The organism is Roseovarius sp. MBR-154, from assembly GCF_053628595.1.
This window is the reverse complement of record NZ_JBRJGR010000001.1, coordinates 31,842-47,150: the sequence shown is the minus strand read 5'-3', so window position 1 is coordinate 47,150 and position 15,309 is coordinate 31,842. Positions and strand designations below refer to the sequence as shown.

Here is a 15,309-nt window from a genome sequence, read left to right as displayed (position 1 = left end):
GCCGCGCTGGACTTTGTCGGTCGGGGGCGCGATACGGTGGCCGCATCGCTGCGCCGGTAATTCAGGATGAACGTCATGAAAATCGACCACCCGCTTCCCGTCACCGTTCGGGAAATCGAGCACCTCGAGATTCCGATGCCGGACGGCACCAGCCTGGCGGCACGTATCTGGATGCCGGACGGGGCGGAGCGACAGGCCGTGCCCGCGATCCTCGAATACATCCCCTATCGCAAGAACGACAAGACGCTCGAACGCGACCATGCCCGCGCGCCCTGGATGGCGGCGCAGGGCTATGCCTATGTCCGGGTCGATCTGCGCGGTACGGGCGAATCCGAGGGGGTGATGACCGACGAATATACCGAGATCGAGCTTCAGGACGGCTGTGATGTCATCGCCTGGATCGCCGATCAGCCCTGGTGCGATGGCGGTGTCGGGATCGTGGGCATTTCCTGGGGCGGGTTCAACGGCCTGCAACTCGCCGCCCTGCGCCCGCCTGCGCTCAAGGCCGTGGTGTCGATCTGTTCGACCGATGACCGCTATGCAGACGACATTCATTACATGGGCGGCACCATGTTGTGCGATCACCTGTCCTGGGCGTCGGTGATGTTCGGGATCAACACCCTGCCGCCGGATCCCGCGCATGTCGGCGATCGCTGGCGCGAGATCTGGGAAGAACGGCTCGACGGGTCGGGCTTCTGGCTCGAGACATGGATGGAACACCAGACGCGCGATGCGTTCTGGAAGCACGGATCGGTCTGCGAAAATTTCGACGATATCGAGGTGCCCGTCTATGCCGTAAGCGGATGGGCCGACGGCTACTGCCGCTCAGTCTTTCGGCTGGTCGAGAACCTCAAGGGTCCGACAAAGGGAATCATCGGCCCTTGGTCGCATCGCTATCCGCATGTCGGGGCACCGGGCCCGGCGATCGACTGGCTGAGCGAAGAAACCCGGTGGTGGGATCAGTGGCTCAAGGGTATCGATACCGGCATTGCCGATGAGCCGCCGTTGCGGGTCTATCTTCAGGATCACGCCGCACCCAGAACCCATTACGAGCACCGGGACGGGCACTGGATCACCGAGCCGTCATGGCCCTCGCCGAATGTCACCCCGACCGAATTCGCCCTGGGGTCCGACGGGCGGCTATCGCGGTCGGAGGAGGGGCCCGGCGGCTGGTTGACCATCGCCTCGCCACTCTGGGTCGGGTTTCAGGGCGGCAAGTGGTGCTCCTACGCGCTGCCCGGCGATCAGCCGGGCGATCAGCGGCGGGACGATGCGGGCAGCCTGTGCTTCGAGACCCCGCCGCTTGCCGAGCCCCTGCACATGGTGGGCGACGCGCGCCTGACACTGACATTCACTTCGGACCGGCCTGTCGCGCAGGCCGCCGTGCGCCTGATGGACGTGGCCCCCGACGGGGCCGCGACCCGGGTCAGCTACGGGTTGCTCAATCTCACCCACCGAGACGGGCACGAGCATCCGGAGCCCCTGACGCCGGGGCAGACCTACACGGTCGAGGTGCCGATGAAGCACGTCGCCCAAACCTTTCGCGCGGGGCATCGCATCCGGCTGGCCCTGTCGACCAGCTACTTTCCGATCGCCTGGCCCGCGCCAGAGCCGGTAGAACTGCGGGTTCTGACCGGGCAGAGCACGCTCACCTTGCCGTTGCGGGACGATGATCACAGCGATGCGGCGCCGTTCGGCCCGCCGCGCGCAGCGGTGCCCCTGGAGCAGGCGGTCGAGACGCCCGCGACCGCGGACTGGACCGTGACGGAGGATCGGGCCACCGGGCGCGTGACCGCCGATATCCGCGTCCACGAGGGCGAAGCCCGTATCATCCAGCAAGGTCTGACGCATTCCGCCGAGTGCACCGAGCGCTATTCCATCCTGCCGGGCGATCCCACGTCCGCCGAAGGAGAGGTCGCTTGGATTCACGAGATGCGGCGCGACGAGTGGGTCGTGCGGACGGTAACGCACACCCACCTGTCTTGCGACAGCACGCATTTCCATCTCCGCGCGCGGATGCAAGCATTCGTCGGAGACGCATCGGTGCGCGACAAAACCTATACAGCGAGCATTCCGAGACAGGCAGTGTGACGCGCAAGCATCGGTCGCGGGCAGGCTAAGCTGGCTTTGAGAGCAGCCAGTGAGTTGCCGACATCGTGTCAATCCGCATTCAAAACTGGCCCAATGCGATCATTCCAATCGGACCACCCAAAGGGGTATGCCAGTGGAGAAAAATTGTTGGCTTCTGGAGTGACGTACAGATTGGCCAGTTGGACTAAGGTGTTGATGACTCGTGGTGCATAAGTCTTGGTCGCCCTCGCGTCGCCATTCATCGCTTCAGGGCTATTTTGATAATTTATAGCTCTAGGGCTATATTGACAAAAAATCGCCTTTGAGCTATCAGGCCTAATGGACACCTTGCCCGCATACCCCATCCGAAGCCTCCGCCAAGCCGGAGCTGCGCTGAAGGCGCGGCGAGCGGCGCGGAAGATCAGCCAGAAGCAGCTTGGCGAGATGACAGGCACCGCCCAATCTACGATTTCCGACATCGAAAACGGTGTCGTTTCCGTTAGCCTTGACGTCTACCTGCGCCTCTTGGAAGCCCTCGGCGCAGAACTGTCCGCGACGGATCGTATAGCCGACTCCGGTCAGCCCTGAGATGGCACGGATCGCCCGCACAGGCCGCCGCACACGCCAAAGCAAGACCGCCGTCTGGTACGAAAGGGCGAGGGTGGGCGCGCTGACTCGCGCGACGGATGGTGCCATCGCCTTCACCTACGATCCTGACTGGCTTGCGTCCGAGTCCGCTTTTCCGGTTGCCAGTGCCCTTCCGCTGACCAAGCTCAAATGGCAGGGCGATCCTGTTGTCGCCGCCTTCGACAACCTCTTGCCCGATGCCGAAGGCGAGCTGCGCGAGAAAATTGCCGCGCGCGTAGGCGCACAGGGCAAGGATGTGTTCTCTCTGTTGTCCGTGCTGGGGCGCGACTGTGTCGGCGCGCTGCAATTTCTGCCGGTGAATGAGGCTCCGTCCGAACAGGACATGCAGTATCGCGTCATTTCGGAAGAGGAGATGGTCGCCGACCTTAAGAACCTCGCCGCGGCGCCGCTCGCCCTGGGTGACGACGAGGATTTCCGGATTTCCATCGCCGGCGCGCAGGAGAAGACGGCCTATCTGCTTATCGACGGGCAGTGGGCCAAGCCGCGAGGCATCACGCCGACCAGCCATATCTTCAAGACGCCCATGGGCCTCATTCCTGGCCCCGAGCAGATCGACCTGAGCGACAGCGTCGAGAACGAGCTGTTCTGCATGACCTTGGCGCGCGAAATCGGCCTGCCCGTCGCGCATGTCGAGAAGCTCACCTTGTCCGGGCAGGTCGCGCTGTCGGTCGAGCGGTTTGATCGCGTCTGGCAGGGCGACACGCTGAAACGCCTGCCGCAAGAGGATATCTGCCAGTCGCTGGGCTACGCCTCCTCGATGAAATACCAGAGGCTGGGCGGCCCCGGTGTCGCGCAGATCATGGAGCTTCTGCGTGAATCCGACACGCCCATCGAGGATCGGGAGACGTTCTTCCGGGCGCAGATCTTCTTCTTCCTGATCGGGGCCTCGGACGGGCACGCCAAGAACTTCAGCCTGCGTCTGGGCCGCCGGGCGCGGTTCACGCTCGCGCCCCTCTATGACATCCTGAGCATCGCTCCAGTCGTGCGCGCCGGACGCTTACAGCGCAAGCGCTACCGTCTCGCCATGTCGATTGATGGCCACTACGGCATCGACGAAATCGTGCCCCGCCACTTCGAATCTGAGGGCCGCGCGGCGGGTCTGCCCAAGCGCCGCGCCTTGGATCTGCTACAGGACATGACCGATCGGCTGGGCCCTGCGCTTGAGCGGACGCTTCTGGCGGTGGGCGATCAGGTCCCGGCGGCGGTCAGCGAGCCGGTCACAAGCGATGCGATGCAGCGGGCGGCGCAGGTGCAGGACCTGCTTTAGGACTCCGGTGCCTCTGCGGCCAACCCCTCCAGCGCCTTGTCGACCTCGCGCGTCTTTGCGGCCAGCTGTTCCTCCCACAGGATGCGGAACCCCTCGGCGAATTCGATCAGGCCCCCGGCGAGGGTGCGGATCGTGGTCATGTCATCGTCGGTAAACGGGATCGGGCGGCCGCGCAGTTTGGCCTCATTCAGCTTGCGGGCGATATGGTTGACTGCGGTGCCTTCGGTCGCGACCTGCGCGCCCCAGGCTTGCAGATGGTCGCGCACGACCGGATCGACCGGGCGCAGCAGGATGTCGGCAGCCCCCATCAGGCGGCGCAGGGCGGCGGGGTGATCGGTGATGCTGCGGCGCTCAAGCGCTGCCTGGAACCCTGCCAGCTGGCGCGCGCTCAGGCGGGTGCTGATCGTTTTTGTCGAAGCAGAGCGTGTGCCTTTGGCCCGGCTCAGCGTGTTGTGGATCGTCCTGGTCGAGACGCCGAAGCGGCGGGCCAGAGCGGCGGCAGGGGTGCCCTCGGCGCGGGCCTCGATGATCTGGCGGCGTTCGTCGTCGGTCAGTTTGCGATGGTGGCGCATGTGAAGTTTACGTTCCTATTTCTTGCCAACTTCCTCCAAGCCACCCGCCTCCCAGCGTCAGCGGAGGCGGGTCAGGGGCTTGGAGTCCGTTTCGGTGGGTTTGCTTGGTTGGACGGGGTGCAGTGGACGCGATGCGGGAAACGCGATGCGCAAAGCACGGGGCAGGAAACGCGGCACAAAAGACGCGATGCGCGATGCGGAAGGCGCAGCGCAAAGGACGCGGGACAGGAAGCACGCTCCAAAAAGCGCGATGCACGGGACGCGATGCACGATGCATCTTGCGGAGAACGCGCCGCTCATCCCGCCAACCCCGCCGCGCGAAGCTGGCCATCGGTCACCAGCCCCGCAGCCACCAGCGCCGTCACCTGCGGGGCGGTGATGTGTTTGCACATCGGGCTGCGGTCGCGAACCCACGTGGCTAGACGGGCGTGGTGATCAGCGGCCAGCGCCTTCTGCGCCTGCCGTTCCTCGGCCATCACCTCAAGGAAACGCTGCCAGCGCCGCGACTGGAACCAGTTGTCCGAGAAACAGACCTTGGACCTTGTGAAGCCCGCGCTCTCGGTGGCATAGGCCTGCACGGCGCGCTGCAAGTCGTCGGGGTCGATCCCCTCTTGCACGGCCTCCGCGATCCGGGCGAGACACGCCGCTTTGCCGCGCTGCCGGTCCTTTGGGTACGCTGCCCAGATCTTCTCAAACCTTTCATCCTCAACCGCCGCCGCTTCCGCGCGCTTGCGCGTAGGTGGTTTATGGATGGTTTTAGGGTGGTTTGGGGTCCACCCTGGACCCCGTACCCCGTCCATGGTGGACCCCGTACCGGGTTCAGGCTGGACGGGGTCCACTGTGACCCCCGTCCCGTCATCGGGTTCGGCAGTCGATTCCAGCGCCATCACGCGGGCCAGAACGATGCGATAGATCACGGTGAAACCGTTCTTGCAGGGGCGGCGTCCGGTCTCGATCAGGATGCCCTCTTTCAGGAATTCACTGATCGTCCGCTTGACGGTGCTTTCGCCCAGCTCGGTGTGGCGCTGGATCGTGCCTTTGGAGCACCAGATGCCCGAGCCGTCGTCGCTCGCCTTGTCAGCCAGGAACATGATGATCTGTTTGCGCGCGGCGCTGCCGAAGCGGCGTTCGGCGCATTCGTTCGCGACACGCCAGCTCATAGTCGCGCCCCGCGAGGGCCTAAACCGGCCTCAACTTGTACAGGTTTTGTACAGAAATCCTGTCTGCCGCCCCAGATTTCCCCGGGAATCAAACGGGCGTTTCTGCAGACACCTCTGCAAGCCTCTGACAAAAAGCCATATTTTATTGGGTTTTTTGGTGACCCCGGCAGGATTCGAACCTGCAACCTGCCCCTTAGGAGGGGGCTGCTCTATCCAGTTGAGCCACGGGGCCGCGCGGGGTCTGATTACCCGGCGAGGGTCGATTTGTCATCGGTTGATTTCATATGCGCGGCGATTCCGTTCTTGTCCGCCATGCGCAGGCCGCTTGATCCGGCTTGCCTGTTCGCGGTAACACTTGATCAACGCCTTTTCTGGACAATGCCCGTGACCAATCAAGATCGCCACCCCCTGACCCTGCGTGACGTGTCCGAGGCGGCGGGGGTGTCCGAAATGACCGTCAGCCGCGTGTTGCGCAACAAGGGCGACGTGTCGGACGGCACCCGGCAGCGGGTGCTGGAGGCGGCCAAGCGGCTGGGCTATGTGCCCAACAAGATCGCGGGGGCGCTGGCCAGCCAGCGGGTGAACCTCGTGGCGGTGATCATCCCGTCGATGTCGAACATGGTGTTTCCCGAGGTGATGACCGGGATCAGCCAGGTGCTGGAGGAAACCAGCCTGCAACCGGTTGTGGGGCTGACCGGCTATCGCCCCGAGAAGGAGGAAAAGGTCCTTTACGAGATGCTCTCGTGGCGGCCCTCGGGCGTGATTATCGCCGGGCTGGAGCACTCGGATGCGAGCCGCGCGATGCTGCGGGCGAGCGGCATTCCGGTGGTCGAGATCATGGATGTGGATGGCACGCCGATTGATTCCGTCGTGGGCATTTCGCATCGGCGCGCAGGCCAGCAGATGGCGCAGGCGATCGTTCGGGCGGGCTATCGCCGGATCGGCTTCATGGGCACCAAGATGCCGCTCGATCACCGGGCGCGCAAACGCTTTGAGGGATTCACCGAGGCTCTGGCCAAGGCCGGGATCGAGATGGCCGATCACGAATTTTACTCGGGCGGCTCGGCGCTGCTCAAGGGGCGCGAGATGACCGCCGAGATGCTGCGGCGCACGCCGGATCTGGATTTCCTTTATTATTCCAATGATATGATCGGCGCGGGCGGGTTGCTCTACCTGCTGGAGCAGGGCGTGGATATTCCCGGCGAGGTGGGGCTGGCGGGGTTCAACGGGGTGGAGTTGTTGCAGGGGTTGCCGCGTGAGCTGGCCACCATGGATGCCTGCCGTCTGGAGATCGGACGCCGCGCCGCCGAGATCATCGCTGCCCGCGCGGATCACCCCGAGACCGCCGAGCCGGTGCGCATTGCGCTGGAACCGACGATCAGCCTGGGCGATACGCTGCGCCGCGGCTAAGGCGGTTTTTACACCCAGTGGGCGTTTCCCTTTTGCATTTGCGCCGCGAATCGCAAAAGGCTGTGCCGAGCCGTCTTGAGAACGGTGCAAGGAACAGGGACGTATTCCATGAAAATCGGCTTTATCGGTCTGGGCAATGTCGGTGGCAAACTGTCCGGCAGCCTGCTGCGCAATGGCCACGACCTGACGGTCTATGACCTCAACGGCGATCTGGTGCAGGGCTTTGTCGCGCGCGGGGCCAAGGCGGGCGAGAGCCCCGCGCAACTGATGCGCGACAGCGAGGTGGTGATCACCTGCCTGCCGTCACCCGCCGCGTCGGACGCGGTGATGATGCAGATGCTGCCAGAGATCGGGCCGGGCAAGATCTGGCTGGAGATGTCGACCACCGACGCAGGCGAAATCCGTCGGCTGGCCGGGATGGTCGAGACGCGCGGTGGCGTGGCGGTGGATTGTCCCGTTTCGGGCGGCTGTCACCGGGCCGATACCGGCAATATCGCGATTTTCGCAGGCTGCGCGCGCGAGACCTTCGAGCGGGTGCTGCCGCTTTTGACGACGATGGGACGGCGGGTGCTGCATACCGGAGAGACCGGCAGCGCCTCGGTGCTCAAGGTGATCACCAATTACCTCGCCACCGCCAATCTGCTGAGTTGCTGCGAGGCGCTGGTCACCGCCAAGGCGGCGGGCATGGATCTGGCGACCGCCTACGAGGCGATCAAGATCAGTTCCGGCACCTCCTTCGTGCATGAGACCGAAAGCCAGGTGATCCTCAATGGCAGCCGCGACATTTCCTTCACGATGGATCTGGTGAAGAAGGATATCGGCCTCTTTCAGAAGATCGCCGACGAGGCGGGCGTGCCGCTGGAACTGTCGCCGCTGCTGATCTCGATCTTCGATGACGGCATCGCGCGCTATGGTGAGCGGGAACTGTCGCCCAACATCATCCGACGGCTGGAGGATGCCACGGGCCTCGATATCCGCGCGCCGGGCTTTCCGGCGCAGATGGTGGATGACGAGCCCGAAGAGCCGGGCTATGAGGTGCGCCCCGCCTCGCGTTAACCATTGCGGGGCTTTCCCCTTGCCACGACTCGCGTGCCGTAGTCTCATTCCGTGGGGTCGTGGCGGGTATTCGTGATGATGTTGGTTGCAGGTCTGTTGGGAATGATGGCCGTCGGCGCGTCGGCCTTTGTCGGTTTGGGAGGCGGGGCTGACGACACCCCTGAACCCGACGCCGCACCTGATGACGGCCAGCAGGACAGCGGGACGGATTTGCTGGATGCGCTTGCGCAAGATCCGGACGAGGCGGCGCAGCCGGTCTGGCAGGTGATCGTCGGGCAAGACGAGGCCGAGGTGATTGCAGGGACCGACGGTCAGGATCAGATCAACGGCGCTCAGGGTGACGACACGATTTCCGGCGGGGCCGGTGCGGATGTGCTGCATGGTGGTGCCGGGCAGGATCTTGTGCTGGGTGAGGGTGGCGGTGACACGCTGCACGGAGGGGACGGTGCCGACGATCTGCGCGGCGGCACTGGCGACGATACGCTCTTCGGTCACAACGACGATGACCGGCTGTCTGGCGGGGTCGGCGATGACAGTCTTGTCGGCAGTGCCGGGGATGACATGCTTGCGGGCGGGCAGGGCGCGGATGCGCTGCATGGCGATATCGGCAATGACCATCTGACCGGCGATCTGGGGCAGGACACGCTCTTTGGCGGCATCGGCGACGACACGCTGAACGGCGTGGTGGACGATCCCGACACTGCGGCGCGCGAGGATCTCGACGGGCTGGATTACCTGAATGGCGGGGCGGGCGATGACGTAATCCTTGCCGGGCAGGAGGACGTGGTCAGTACCGGACCGGGGGCCGACAGGGTGATTCTCGGTGATTGGCTGACAGCCGGGCATCAGGCGGAGATCCTCGATTTCTCGGTGGCGGAGGATTCGCTGCTCGTGGTCTATGACGATGCGGTGGGCGAGGCCCCCGAGATCGGGCTGGTGTCTGATCCCGTGACCCCCGAGGCACAGCATCTTGTGGTCAACGGCGTTCAGTTGGCGACGATTGCCAATGCGGCGGGGCTGACGCTGGACCATGTCACGCTGCTGCCGCAGAGCGGGCTTGCCGGGTTGGTCGGGTCCTGACGCGCGGACCGTATTTCCGCTTTCATTTCGCGTCGAATCCTCCTATACGCGCCTATCCTTCGGGCCCGGCCCAAAGGCATATCTCATGGACCTTGCTGGACGACATCCCGGCTTGTGCCCGAAACCCTGAATCACAAGGAGATCCCGATGTCGATCACTGTTGAAGAAAAGCACCGCCTGATCAAGGAATTCGGCACCAAGGACGGCGACACCGGTTCGCCCGAAGTGCAGGTGGCCATCCTGACCTCGCGCATCACCACGCTGACCGAACATTTCAAGACCCACAAAAAGGACAATCACGGTCGCCGTGGCCTCTTGATGATGGTCGCGCAGCGCCGCAAGCTTCTCGACTACCTCAAGGGCAAGGAAGAGGCGCGTTACACCGACCTCATCAAGCGCCTCGGCATTCGCCGTTAAGCGCATCCCGCCAGACAGGTATTCGAACGCCCGCCTTTGACATGGCGGGCGTTTCGCGTTGTCACAGGCGCGGCGCGGTCATCTGACCCAGACCTCGACCCGGCGGTTGACCTGGCGGCCCCAGGCGGTGTCGTCGCAGGCCATGGGCATCGCTTCGCCAAAGGCCTCGACGCCTATGTCGACCTCGTCGAGCCGCGCGGTCTCTGCGGCGCGCGTCACCGCGCGGCGCACTGTTTCTGCCCGGCGCAGCGCGATTTCCCGGTTCGTGCCTGCCGCTCCGTCGCCATCGGAAAACCCGACAAAGACGAGGCGGCGGTTGTCGTAGAGCCCCATCTCCAGTGCCTGTGCGAGTTGTTCGGCGTTGGAGCGCGACTGCGCATCCAGCCGGACCGACCCGGTCTCGAACCGGAAGGACGTGGTCAGCCGCTTCAGTGGCGCCAGTGTGCGGACCATGCGCTGCAATTCCTCGAGGCCAAGCTCTTCGCCCGCCCGGACGATCGCATTGGCGAAGCGGTCCCCCTGCGCGTTGATCTCAATCGCTTCGGGGGTCTGATCCACGAACCCCGCGCGCCGGATCACCAGTTGCGCCGACGGGTCGCGCAGATAGGCCATGAACTCACGCCCCAGCTTGGGCAGGCGGCGCGCGGGCAGGTAGAGAAAGAGCGGCGCGGTGAGCGGGTAATCCTCGGTCTTGACCGCGCGCCGCGTGGCGCGCAGGGCAAAGCCGCAGGCTCCGGTAATCGCCAGTTCCCAGGTATTGCCCTGCTCTGACCGCGTCGTCAGCCCCAGGGCGAAGGGATCCTGCGACACCGCGTCGGCGAAAGCTTCGCCGTTGGCGTGGCGTTTGACGCGGTCCATTAGCTGGCGCCCCGCAGGGGTCAGCACCTGATCGACACTGGCCTGCCCGATCCCCGTCTCGGCGGCCCAGAGGTGAATGTCGATCGGTGCATCGGGCCCGCCCAGATCGGCCCAATTGGTGATTTCACCTGCCAGGGCGCGCGATAGCTGAGTCAGACTGACCCCCTGCACCGGGTTGCTGGGGGCGACGACCGGGATGAGCGCATCGAGCGCCAGAATGCGCGCGCGCCCCGGGGCGGAAAGATCACCAAGCCCGGCCTCGCGCGCGCGTTCCAGCTCGTGCTGGCGGATCTCGCGCAGGGTCATCGCGATGTCGGCCTCGTTGGCGAGCAGATCGGCAAAGCCCTCGTCGGTATTGGTCAGGCGAAAGGTGAATTCTCCGATGAGCGGCCCACCTGAGGCGGCGTGCAGCTCAAAGCGCAGCTCGGTTGGCGTCTCGGCGGCGCGGATCAGCTCGTATTCGCCGCGAATGGCAAAGGCTTCGAGCAGGGCAGGCAAGAGCAGCCGCCCCACGGTGGGTGCGCCAGAAAACACCAGCCGGGCGACATAGGCCTCCAGATTGGGGCAGCCCGGCCCCTCGCAGGCCACGCCCGAGCCATCGACGGTCAATTCGCCATAGATCGTGTTGACGCGATAGAATTCACCGTCAAAGCCCAGGAGATTTCCGGAAATCTCGACATTGCCATCATGCGACCGCAGGGTCACATCCTGCGCTGCCGCAGGTGCCGACATGACCCAAAGGGAAAGTGCGGCGAGGATCGCCGCACGCAATGCTGTCATGTCCTGCCCCCCTGAAGATCGCGGTTCTAGTTGCCCGCGATCTTCAAGTCATTGAACAGGTTTTTCAACACAAGAAACTCTCCGACCGCCGTACAATCGGGCATGGCGAGCACGACATCCTGTACCTTCAGGCCGCCTGGTCCGGTGGCGATGGTCTGCGCCTCGAGCTCCCGCCCGCAATTGGCGGCACCGACCTCGGCCTCGACACGAAGCGCCACGTCGCCGCGGCGCAGGGCGTTTTTGGTGGGGAAGGTATAGATTTGGGCCATCAGGGCACGATCGTTTCCGGGTAGACCCAGACGGGTGAGAAACCCGCCCTCGCCTGCGATGCCGCGGGCCTTATCACGACCGTCGCGGGCCCAGACATGGCCGGCATCGCCGAAATCCGCCCCGTATTCGAGCGCATGCAGCGCGAGGCTGTCCGCATCCCCACGCCATTGCAGCACGAAGCGGTCATAGAGCGCGAGAGTGTCGACCGTCGCGGTCGCGAGTGCGCCATTGCCATCCGGGAAGGAGGCGATGAAGACCGCGTTCTCGGCGAGGGCCGGCACCTCGAACACCGCCTGGCCCGAGGCGTCGGTGACGGCGCTGAACATCATGCCGTTGTGGTGCAGCGTGAACCCTTCGTTGAGGCGGCAGGGGGCGGAGAGGGTCAGTTCGACCATCGCGGCCTTGCGCGGTGCGGCCTGCATCCCGTACTCGCAATCAAATGCAGGGGCCGCTTCCTCCCGCGGGAGTGCGTCATGTGCGGCGGCAACCTCGGCCACCGCAAGCTTGACCGGCATGGCCGGAAGCGCGACCGGTCCGGGCATCGCGGCGGGCGGTGCTGGAGCAGCTGCGGCCGATGTCAGTTCGATCTGAGAGATTTCGACCGGTTTGTCGAACACGGGCAGGGCGGTGGTCTGCGCGGCTGTGATGCCACTGAACGGAACCTGCGCCTGCATGAAAAACCCGATCCCGAGCGCGCAGGCAAAGGTGGCGCTGGTCATGATGTAACGTCGAACCTTGGACATAGCCGTCTCCATACCAATACACGGTTGGCATAGAGGCTAGTGGTTAATAATGGCCTCCCGAAGGCGCGGAAAAGGTCTCATTCTGACAGCGAGGTCAGGCCAACCGTCCGTGGCAATGCTTGAACTTCTTGCCTGATCCGCAAGGGCAGGGGTCGTTCCGGCCCGGAGTGCCCCAGGTCGAGGGATCGCTTTCGACAAAGCCGGAGGAGGCGTCGGCGGCGGGTTCGGCTGGCGTGTCGGGCTGGGCGGCGGCCTCCATCGCGGCGCGTTGCTGCTGCAATTCGCGCATCAATGTCTGCTGTTCCTCTTCCGTCATCGGGCGAATCTGCGCCAGCTTCTTGGTCACGTCCATACGCAAGCTGTCGAGCATGGTCTCGAAGAGCTGGAACGACTCGTTCTTGTACTCGTTCAGCGGGTCGCGTTGCGCGTAGCCGCGAAAGCCCACGACGCTGCGCAGATGTTCGAGCGTCAGAAGATGCTCGCGCCACTTGCCGTCGATGGTCTGCAAGAGCACCTGTTTCTCGATCATGCGCATGCTCTCGGGGCCGAATTGCGCGGCCTTGGCGGCCATCATCTCGTCGGCGGCCTTGTCGAGCCGTTCGATGATCTCGTCGTCATCTACGCCTTCCTCGTTGGCCCAGTCGATCACCGGTACATCCATGCCGAGTTGCTCGATCACCGCGGCATAGAGCCCTTCGGTATCCCATTGGTCGGCATAGGTTTTGGGCGGCATGTACTGATCGACCAGATCGGTAATCACCTCGGCGCGCATGTCGCGGATGATTTCGCTCAGGTCCTCGGCCTTCATGATGTCGAGGCGCTGCTTGAAGATCACCTTGCGCTGCTCGTTCATCACGTCGTCGAACTTCAGCAGTTGCTTGCGGATGTCGAAATTGCGCCCTTCGACCTTGGCCTGCGCGCGTTCCAGCGACTTGTTGACCCAGGGGTGAATGATCGCCTCGCCTTCCTTCATGCCAAGCGTCGAGAGCACCTTTTCCAGCCGCTCGGAGCCGAAGATACGCATCAGGTCATCATCGAGGCTGAGGAAAAAGGCCGACCGGCCCGGATCGCCTTGACGGCCCGAGCGGCCGCGGAGCTGGTTGTCGATGCGGCGGCTTTCATGGCGTTCGGTGGCCAGCACGAAAAGACCGCCTGCGGCCTTCACGGCCTCTTCGTCGGCGGTGTGCTCGGCTTCGATGCGGTGGCGGATTGCCTCGGGGTCGCCCTCGGGATCGGCGGCGATGGCCTCCATGATCTGGAAATCGAGATTGCCGCCGAGTTTGATGTCGGTGCCGCGCCCGGCCATGTTGGTGGCGATGGTCACAGCATTCAGCTTGCCCGCATCGGCGATGATCTGCGCCTCTTTCTCGTGCTGGCGCGCATTGAGCACGTTATGCGTGATGCCTGCCTTGGTCAGCAGGGCGCTCAGCATTTCGGATTTCTCGATCGAGGTGGTGCCAACCAGGATCGGCTGGCCCTTGCCATGCGCCTCGCGGATTTCCTCGACAATGGCGTCGTATTTTTCCTGTTGGGTGCGATAGACGGCATCGTCCTGATCGACCCGCGCGATCGGCTGGTTGGTGGGCACCTCGACCACGCCGAGACCGTAGATTTCCGCGAATTCCTCGGCCTCGGTGATGGCAGTGCCGGTCATGCCCGAGAGTTTGTCATAGAGCCGGAAGTAATTCTGGAAGGTGACGCTGGCGAGGGTCACGTTCTCGGGCTGGATCTGGCAGCCTTCCTTGGCCTCGATGGCCTGATGCAGACCATCGGACAGGCGTCGCCCGGCCATCATGCGGCCGGTGAATTCATCGACCAGAACCACCTCGCTGTTGCGCACGATGTAATCCTTGTCCTTGTTGAACAGCTTGTGCGCGCGCAGACCCTGATTGATGTGATGCACGATGGTCGTGCTCTCGGGATCATAGAGGGACTGTTCCTCGGGCAGGATGCCGCGCGCCTTGAGCAGGTTCTCCAGGTATTCGTTGCCCTCGTCGGTGAAGGTCACGTTGCGGGTCTTTTCGTCGAGCGAATAGTGATCGTCGCTCAGTTCCGGGATCAGCGCGTCGATGGTCTGGTAGAGTTCGCTTCGGTCCTGGCTGGGGCCGGAAATGATCAGTGGCGTGCGCGCCTCGTCGATCAGGATGCTGTCGACCTCGTCCACCACGGCAAAGTTGTGGCCGCGCTGGTTCATTTCCTCGAGCGAGGCTTTCATGTTGTCGCGCAGGTAGTCAAAACCCAGTTCGTTATTGGTGGCATAGGTGACATCCGCCGCATAGGCCACCTTTTTCTCGGCCTCGGGCTGTTGCGGATAGACGACACCCGTGGTCATGCCGAGCGCGGCAAAGACCTTGCCCATCCACTCTGCGTCGCGCTTGGCGAGGTAGTCGTTCACGGTGACCACATGCACGCCCAGGCCCGAGAGTGCGTTGAGATAGCAGGGGAAGGTGGCGACAAGCGTCTTGCCCTCGCCGGTCTTCATCTCGGAAATGTTGCCCTGATGCAGAAAGATGCCGCCCATCAACTGTACATCGAAGGCGCGCAGACCAAGCGCCCGGCGCGCCGCCTCGCGGCAGTTGGCAAAGGCCTCTGGCAAGAGCGCATCAAGGCTTTCGCCCTCGGCGATCCGCTTGCGGAATTCGTCTGTCTTGGCGATCAGCCCCTCATCGCTCAGAGCCTCGAACTCGGGTTCCAGTGCGTTGATCTTTTCGACCAGCGGCCGCGTCGCCTTGATCTTGCGGTCATTCGGTGTCCCGAAGATCTTGCGCGCGACCGTTCCAATACCCAACATGTTTTATCCGTTCCGGTGTTTTGACTGTCCGTGACAGGCAATCGCTTGCCCCGCTCGCCTACGCGCCCTAAAACGGGCGCAAGTTGTCGGCTCGCACCTTGGTTACAAGGCGATGTAAGGGGCTGCCGGAAAAGTGTCAACGTCGCGCGCTGTCCCATCCGGTGCCGCGTCACGCAATAAAGGGATG

Annotated in this window: 12 protein-coding genes and 1 tRNA gene; 7 read left to right on the top strand and 6 right to left on the bottom strand. The window is 63.9% G+C overall.

Features of this window, described 5'->3' with window-relative positions:
- Positions 1-75 precede the first annotated feature (75 nt).
- The 3 genes from ACSSV4_RS00220 (at position 76) to ACSSV4_RS00210 (ending at position 3,985) form a co-directional block, all read left to right on the top strand.
- Entirely contained in the window at positions 76-2,091 is a 2,016-nt protein-coding gene (locus ACSSV4_RS00220) for a CocE/NonD family hydrolase (RefSeq protein WP_454272610.1), read from the top strand.
- A gap of 318 nt (positions 2,092-2,409) precedes the next feature.
- A complete protein-coding gene (locus ACSSV4_RS00215; RefSeq protein ID WP_454272608.1) occupies positions 2,410-2,658 on the top strand; it encodes a helix-turn-helix domain-containing protein in 249 nt (82 codons plus the stop codon).
- Position 2,659: 1 nt separating this feature from the next.
- Positions 2,660-3,985 (top strand): type II toxin-antitoxin system HipA family toxin, encoded by a 1,326-nt coding sequence (locus ACSSV4_RS00210; RefSeq protein ID WP_454272606.1) that lies wholly within the window; start codon positions 2,660-2,662, stop codon positions 3,983-3,985.
- On the opposite strand, the gene ACSSV4_RS00205 is transcribed toward ACSSV4_RS00210, so the two are convergent.
- The 3 genes from ACSSV4_RS00205 to ACSSV4_RS00195 form a co-directional block, all read right to left on the bottom strand.
- Complete coding sequence (locus ACSSV4_RS00205) at positions 3,982-4,557, bottom strand: helix-turn-helix domain-containing protein (protein ID WP_454272604.1); 576 nt, start codon at positions 4,555-4,557, stop codon at positions 3,982-3,984. The genes ACSSV4_RS00210 and ACSSV4_RS00205 overlap by 4 nt on opposite strands.
- A gap of 296 nt (positions 4,558-4,853) precedes the next feature.
- On the bottom strand, positions 4,854-5,717 hold the full coding sequence (locus tag ACSSV4_RS00200; protein WP_454272602.1) for a hypothetical protein: 864 nt from the start codon (positions 5,715-5,717) through the stop codon (positions 4,854-4,856).
- A gap of 155 nt (positions 5,718-5,872) precedes the next feature.
- Positions 5,873-5,949: transfer RNA gene (locus ACSSV4_RS00195), tRNA-Arg, on the bottom strand.
- A 152-nt stretch (positions 5,950-6,101) separates the two neighbouring features.
- Between ACSSV4_RS00195 and ACSSV4_RS00190 the strand changes: the two genes are divergently transcribed.
- From ACSSV4_RS00190 to rpsO, 4 genes are all read left to right on the top strand, one after another.
- Positions 6,102-7,127, top strand: coding sequence for a LacI family DNA-binding transcriptional regulator (locus ACSSV4_RS00190; protein WP_454272600.1), 1,026 nt, complete (start codon positions 6,102-6,104; stop codon positions 7,125-7,127).
- A 108-nt stretch (positions 7,128-7,235) separates the two neighbouring features.
- Entirely contained in the window at positions 7,236-8,183 is a 948-nt protein-coding gene (locus tag ACSSV4_RS00185) for an NAD(P)-dependent oxidoreductase (RefSeq protein WP_454272598.1), read from the top strand.
- 75 nt (positions 8,184-8,258) lie between these two features.
- Complete coding sequence (locus ACSSV4_RS00180; RefSeq protein ID WP_454272596.1) at positions 8,259-9,263, top strand: calcium-binding protein; 1,005 nt, start codon at positions 8,259-8,261, stop codon at positions 9,261-9,263.
- A 147-nt stretch (positions 9,264-9,410) separates the two neighbouring features.
- Positions 9,411-9,680 carry a 30S ribosomal protein S15 gene (gene rpsO, locus ACSSV4_RS00175; protein ID WP_454272595.1) on the top strand — a complete coding sequence of 90 codons (270 nt, stop codon included), beginning with the start codon at positions 9,411-9,413 and terminating at the stop codon, positions 9,678-9,680.
- A gap of 78 nt (positions 9,681-9,758) precedes the next feature.
- Here rpsO and ACSSV4_RS00170 read toward each other — a convergent pair whose 3' ends face one another.
- The 3 genes from ACSSV4_RS00170 to secA form a co-directional block, all read right to left on the bottom strand.
- Positions 9,759-11,318, bottom strand: a complete 1,560-nt coding sequence (locus ACSSV4_RS00170; RefSeq protein WP_454272593.1) for a phosphate ABC transporter substrate-binding/OmpA family protein — start codon at positions 11,316-11,318, stop codon at positions 9,759-9,761.
- Between the two features lie 26 nt (positions 11,319-11,344).
- Positions 11,345-12,331 (bottom strand): hypothetical protein, encoded by a 987-nt coding sequence (locus ACSSV4_RS00165; protein ID WP_454272591.1) that lies wholly within the window; start codon positions 12,329-12,331, stop codon positions 11,345-11,347.
- 94 nt (positions 12,332-12,425) lie between these two features.
- Positions 12,426-15,122, bottom strand: a complete 2,697-nt coding sequence (gene secA / locus ACSSV4_RS00160; RefSeq protein ID WP_454272589.1) for a preprotein translocase subunit SecA — start codon at positions 15,120-15,122, stop codon at positions 12,426-12,428.
- Positions 15,123-15,309 lie beyond the last annotated feature (187 nt).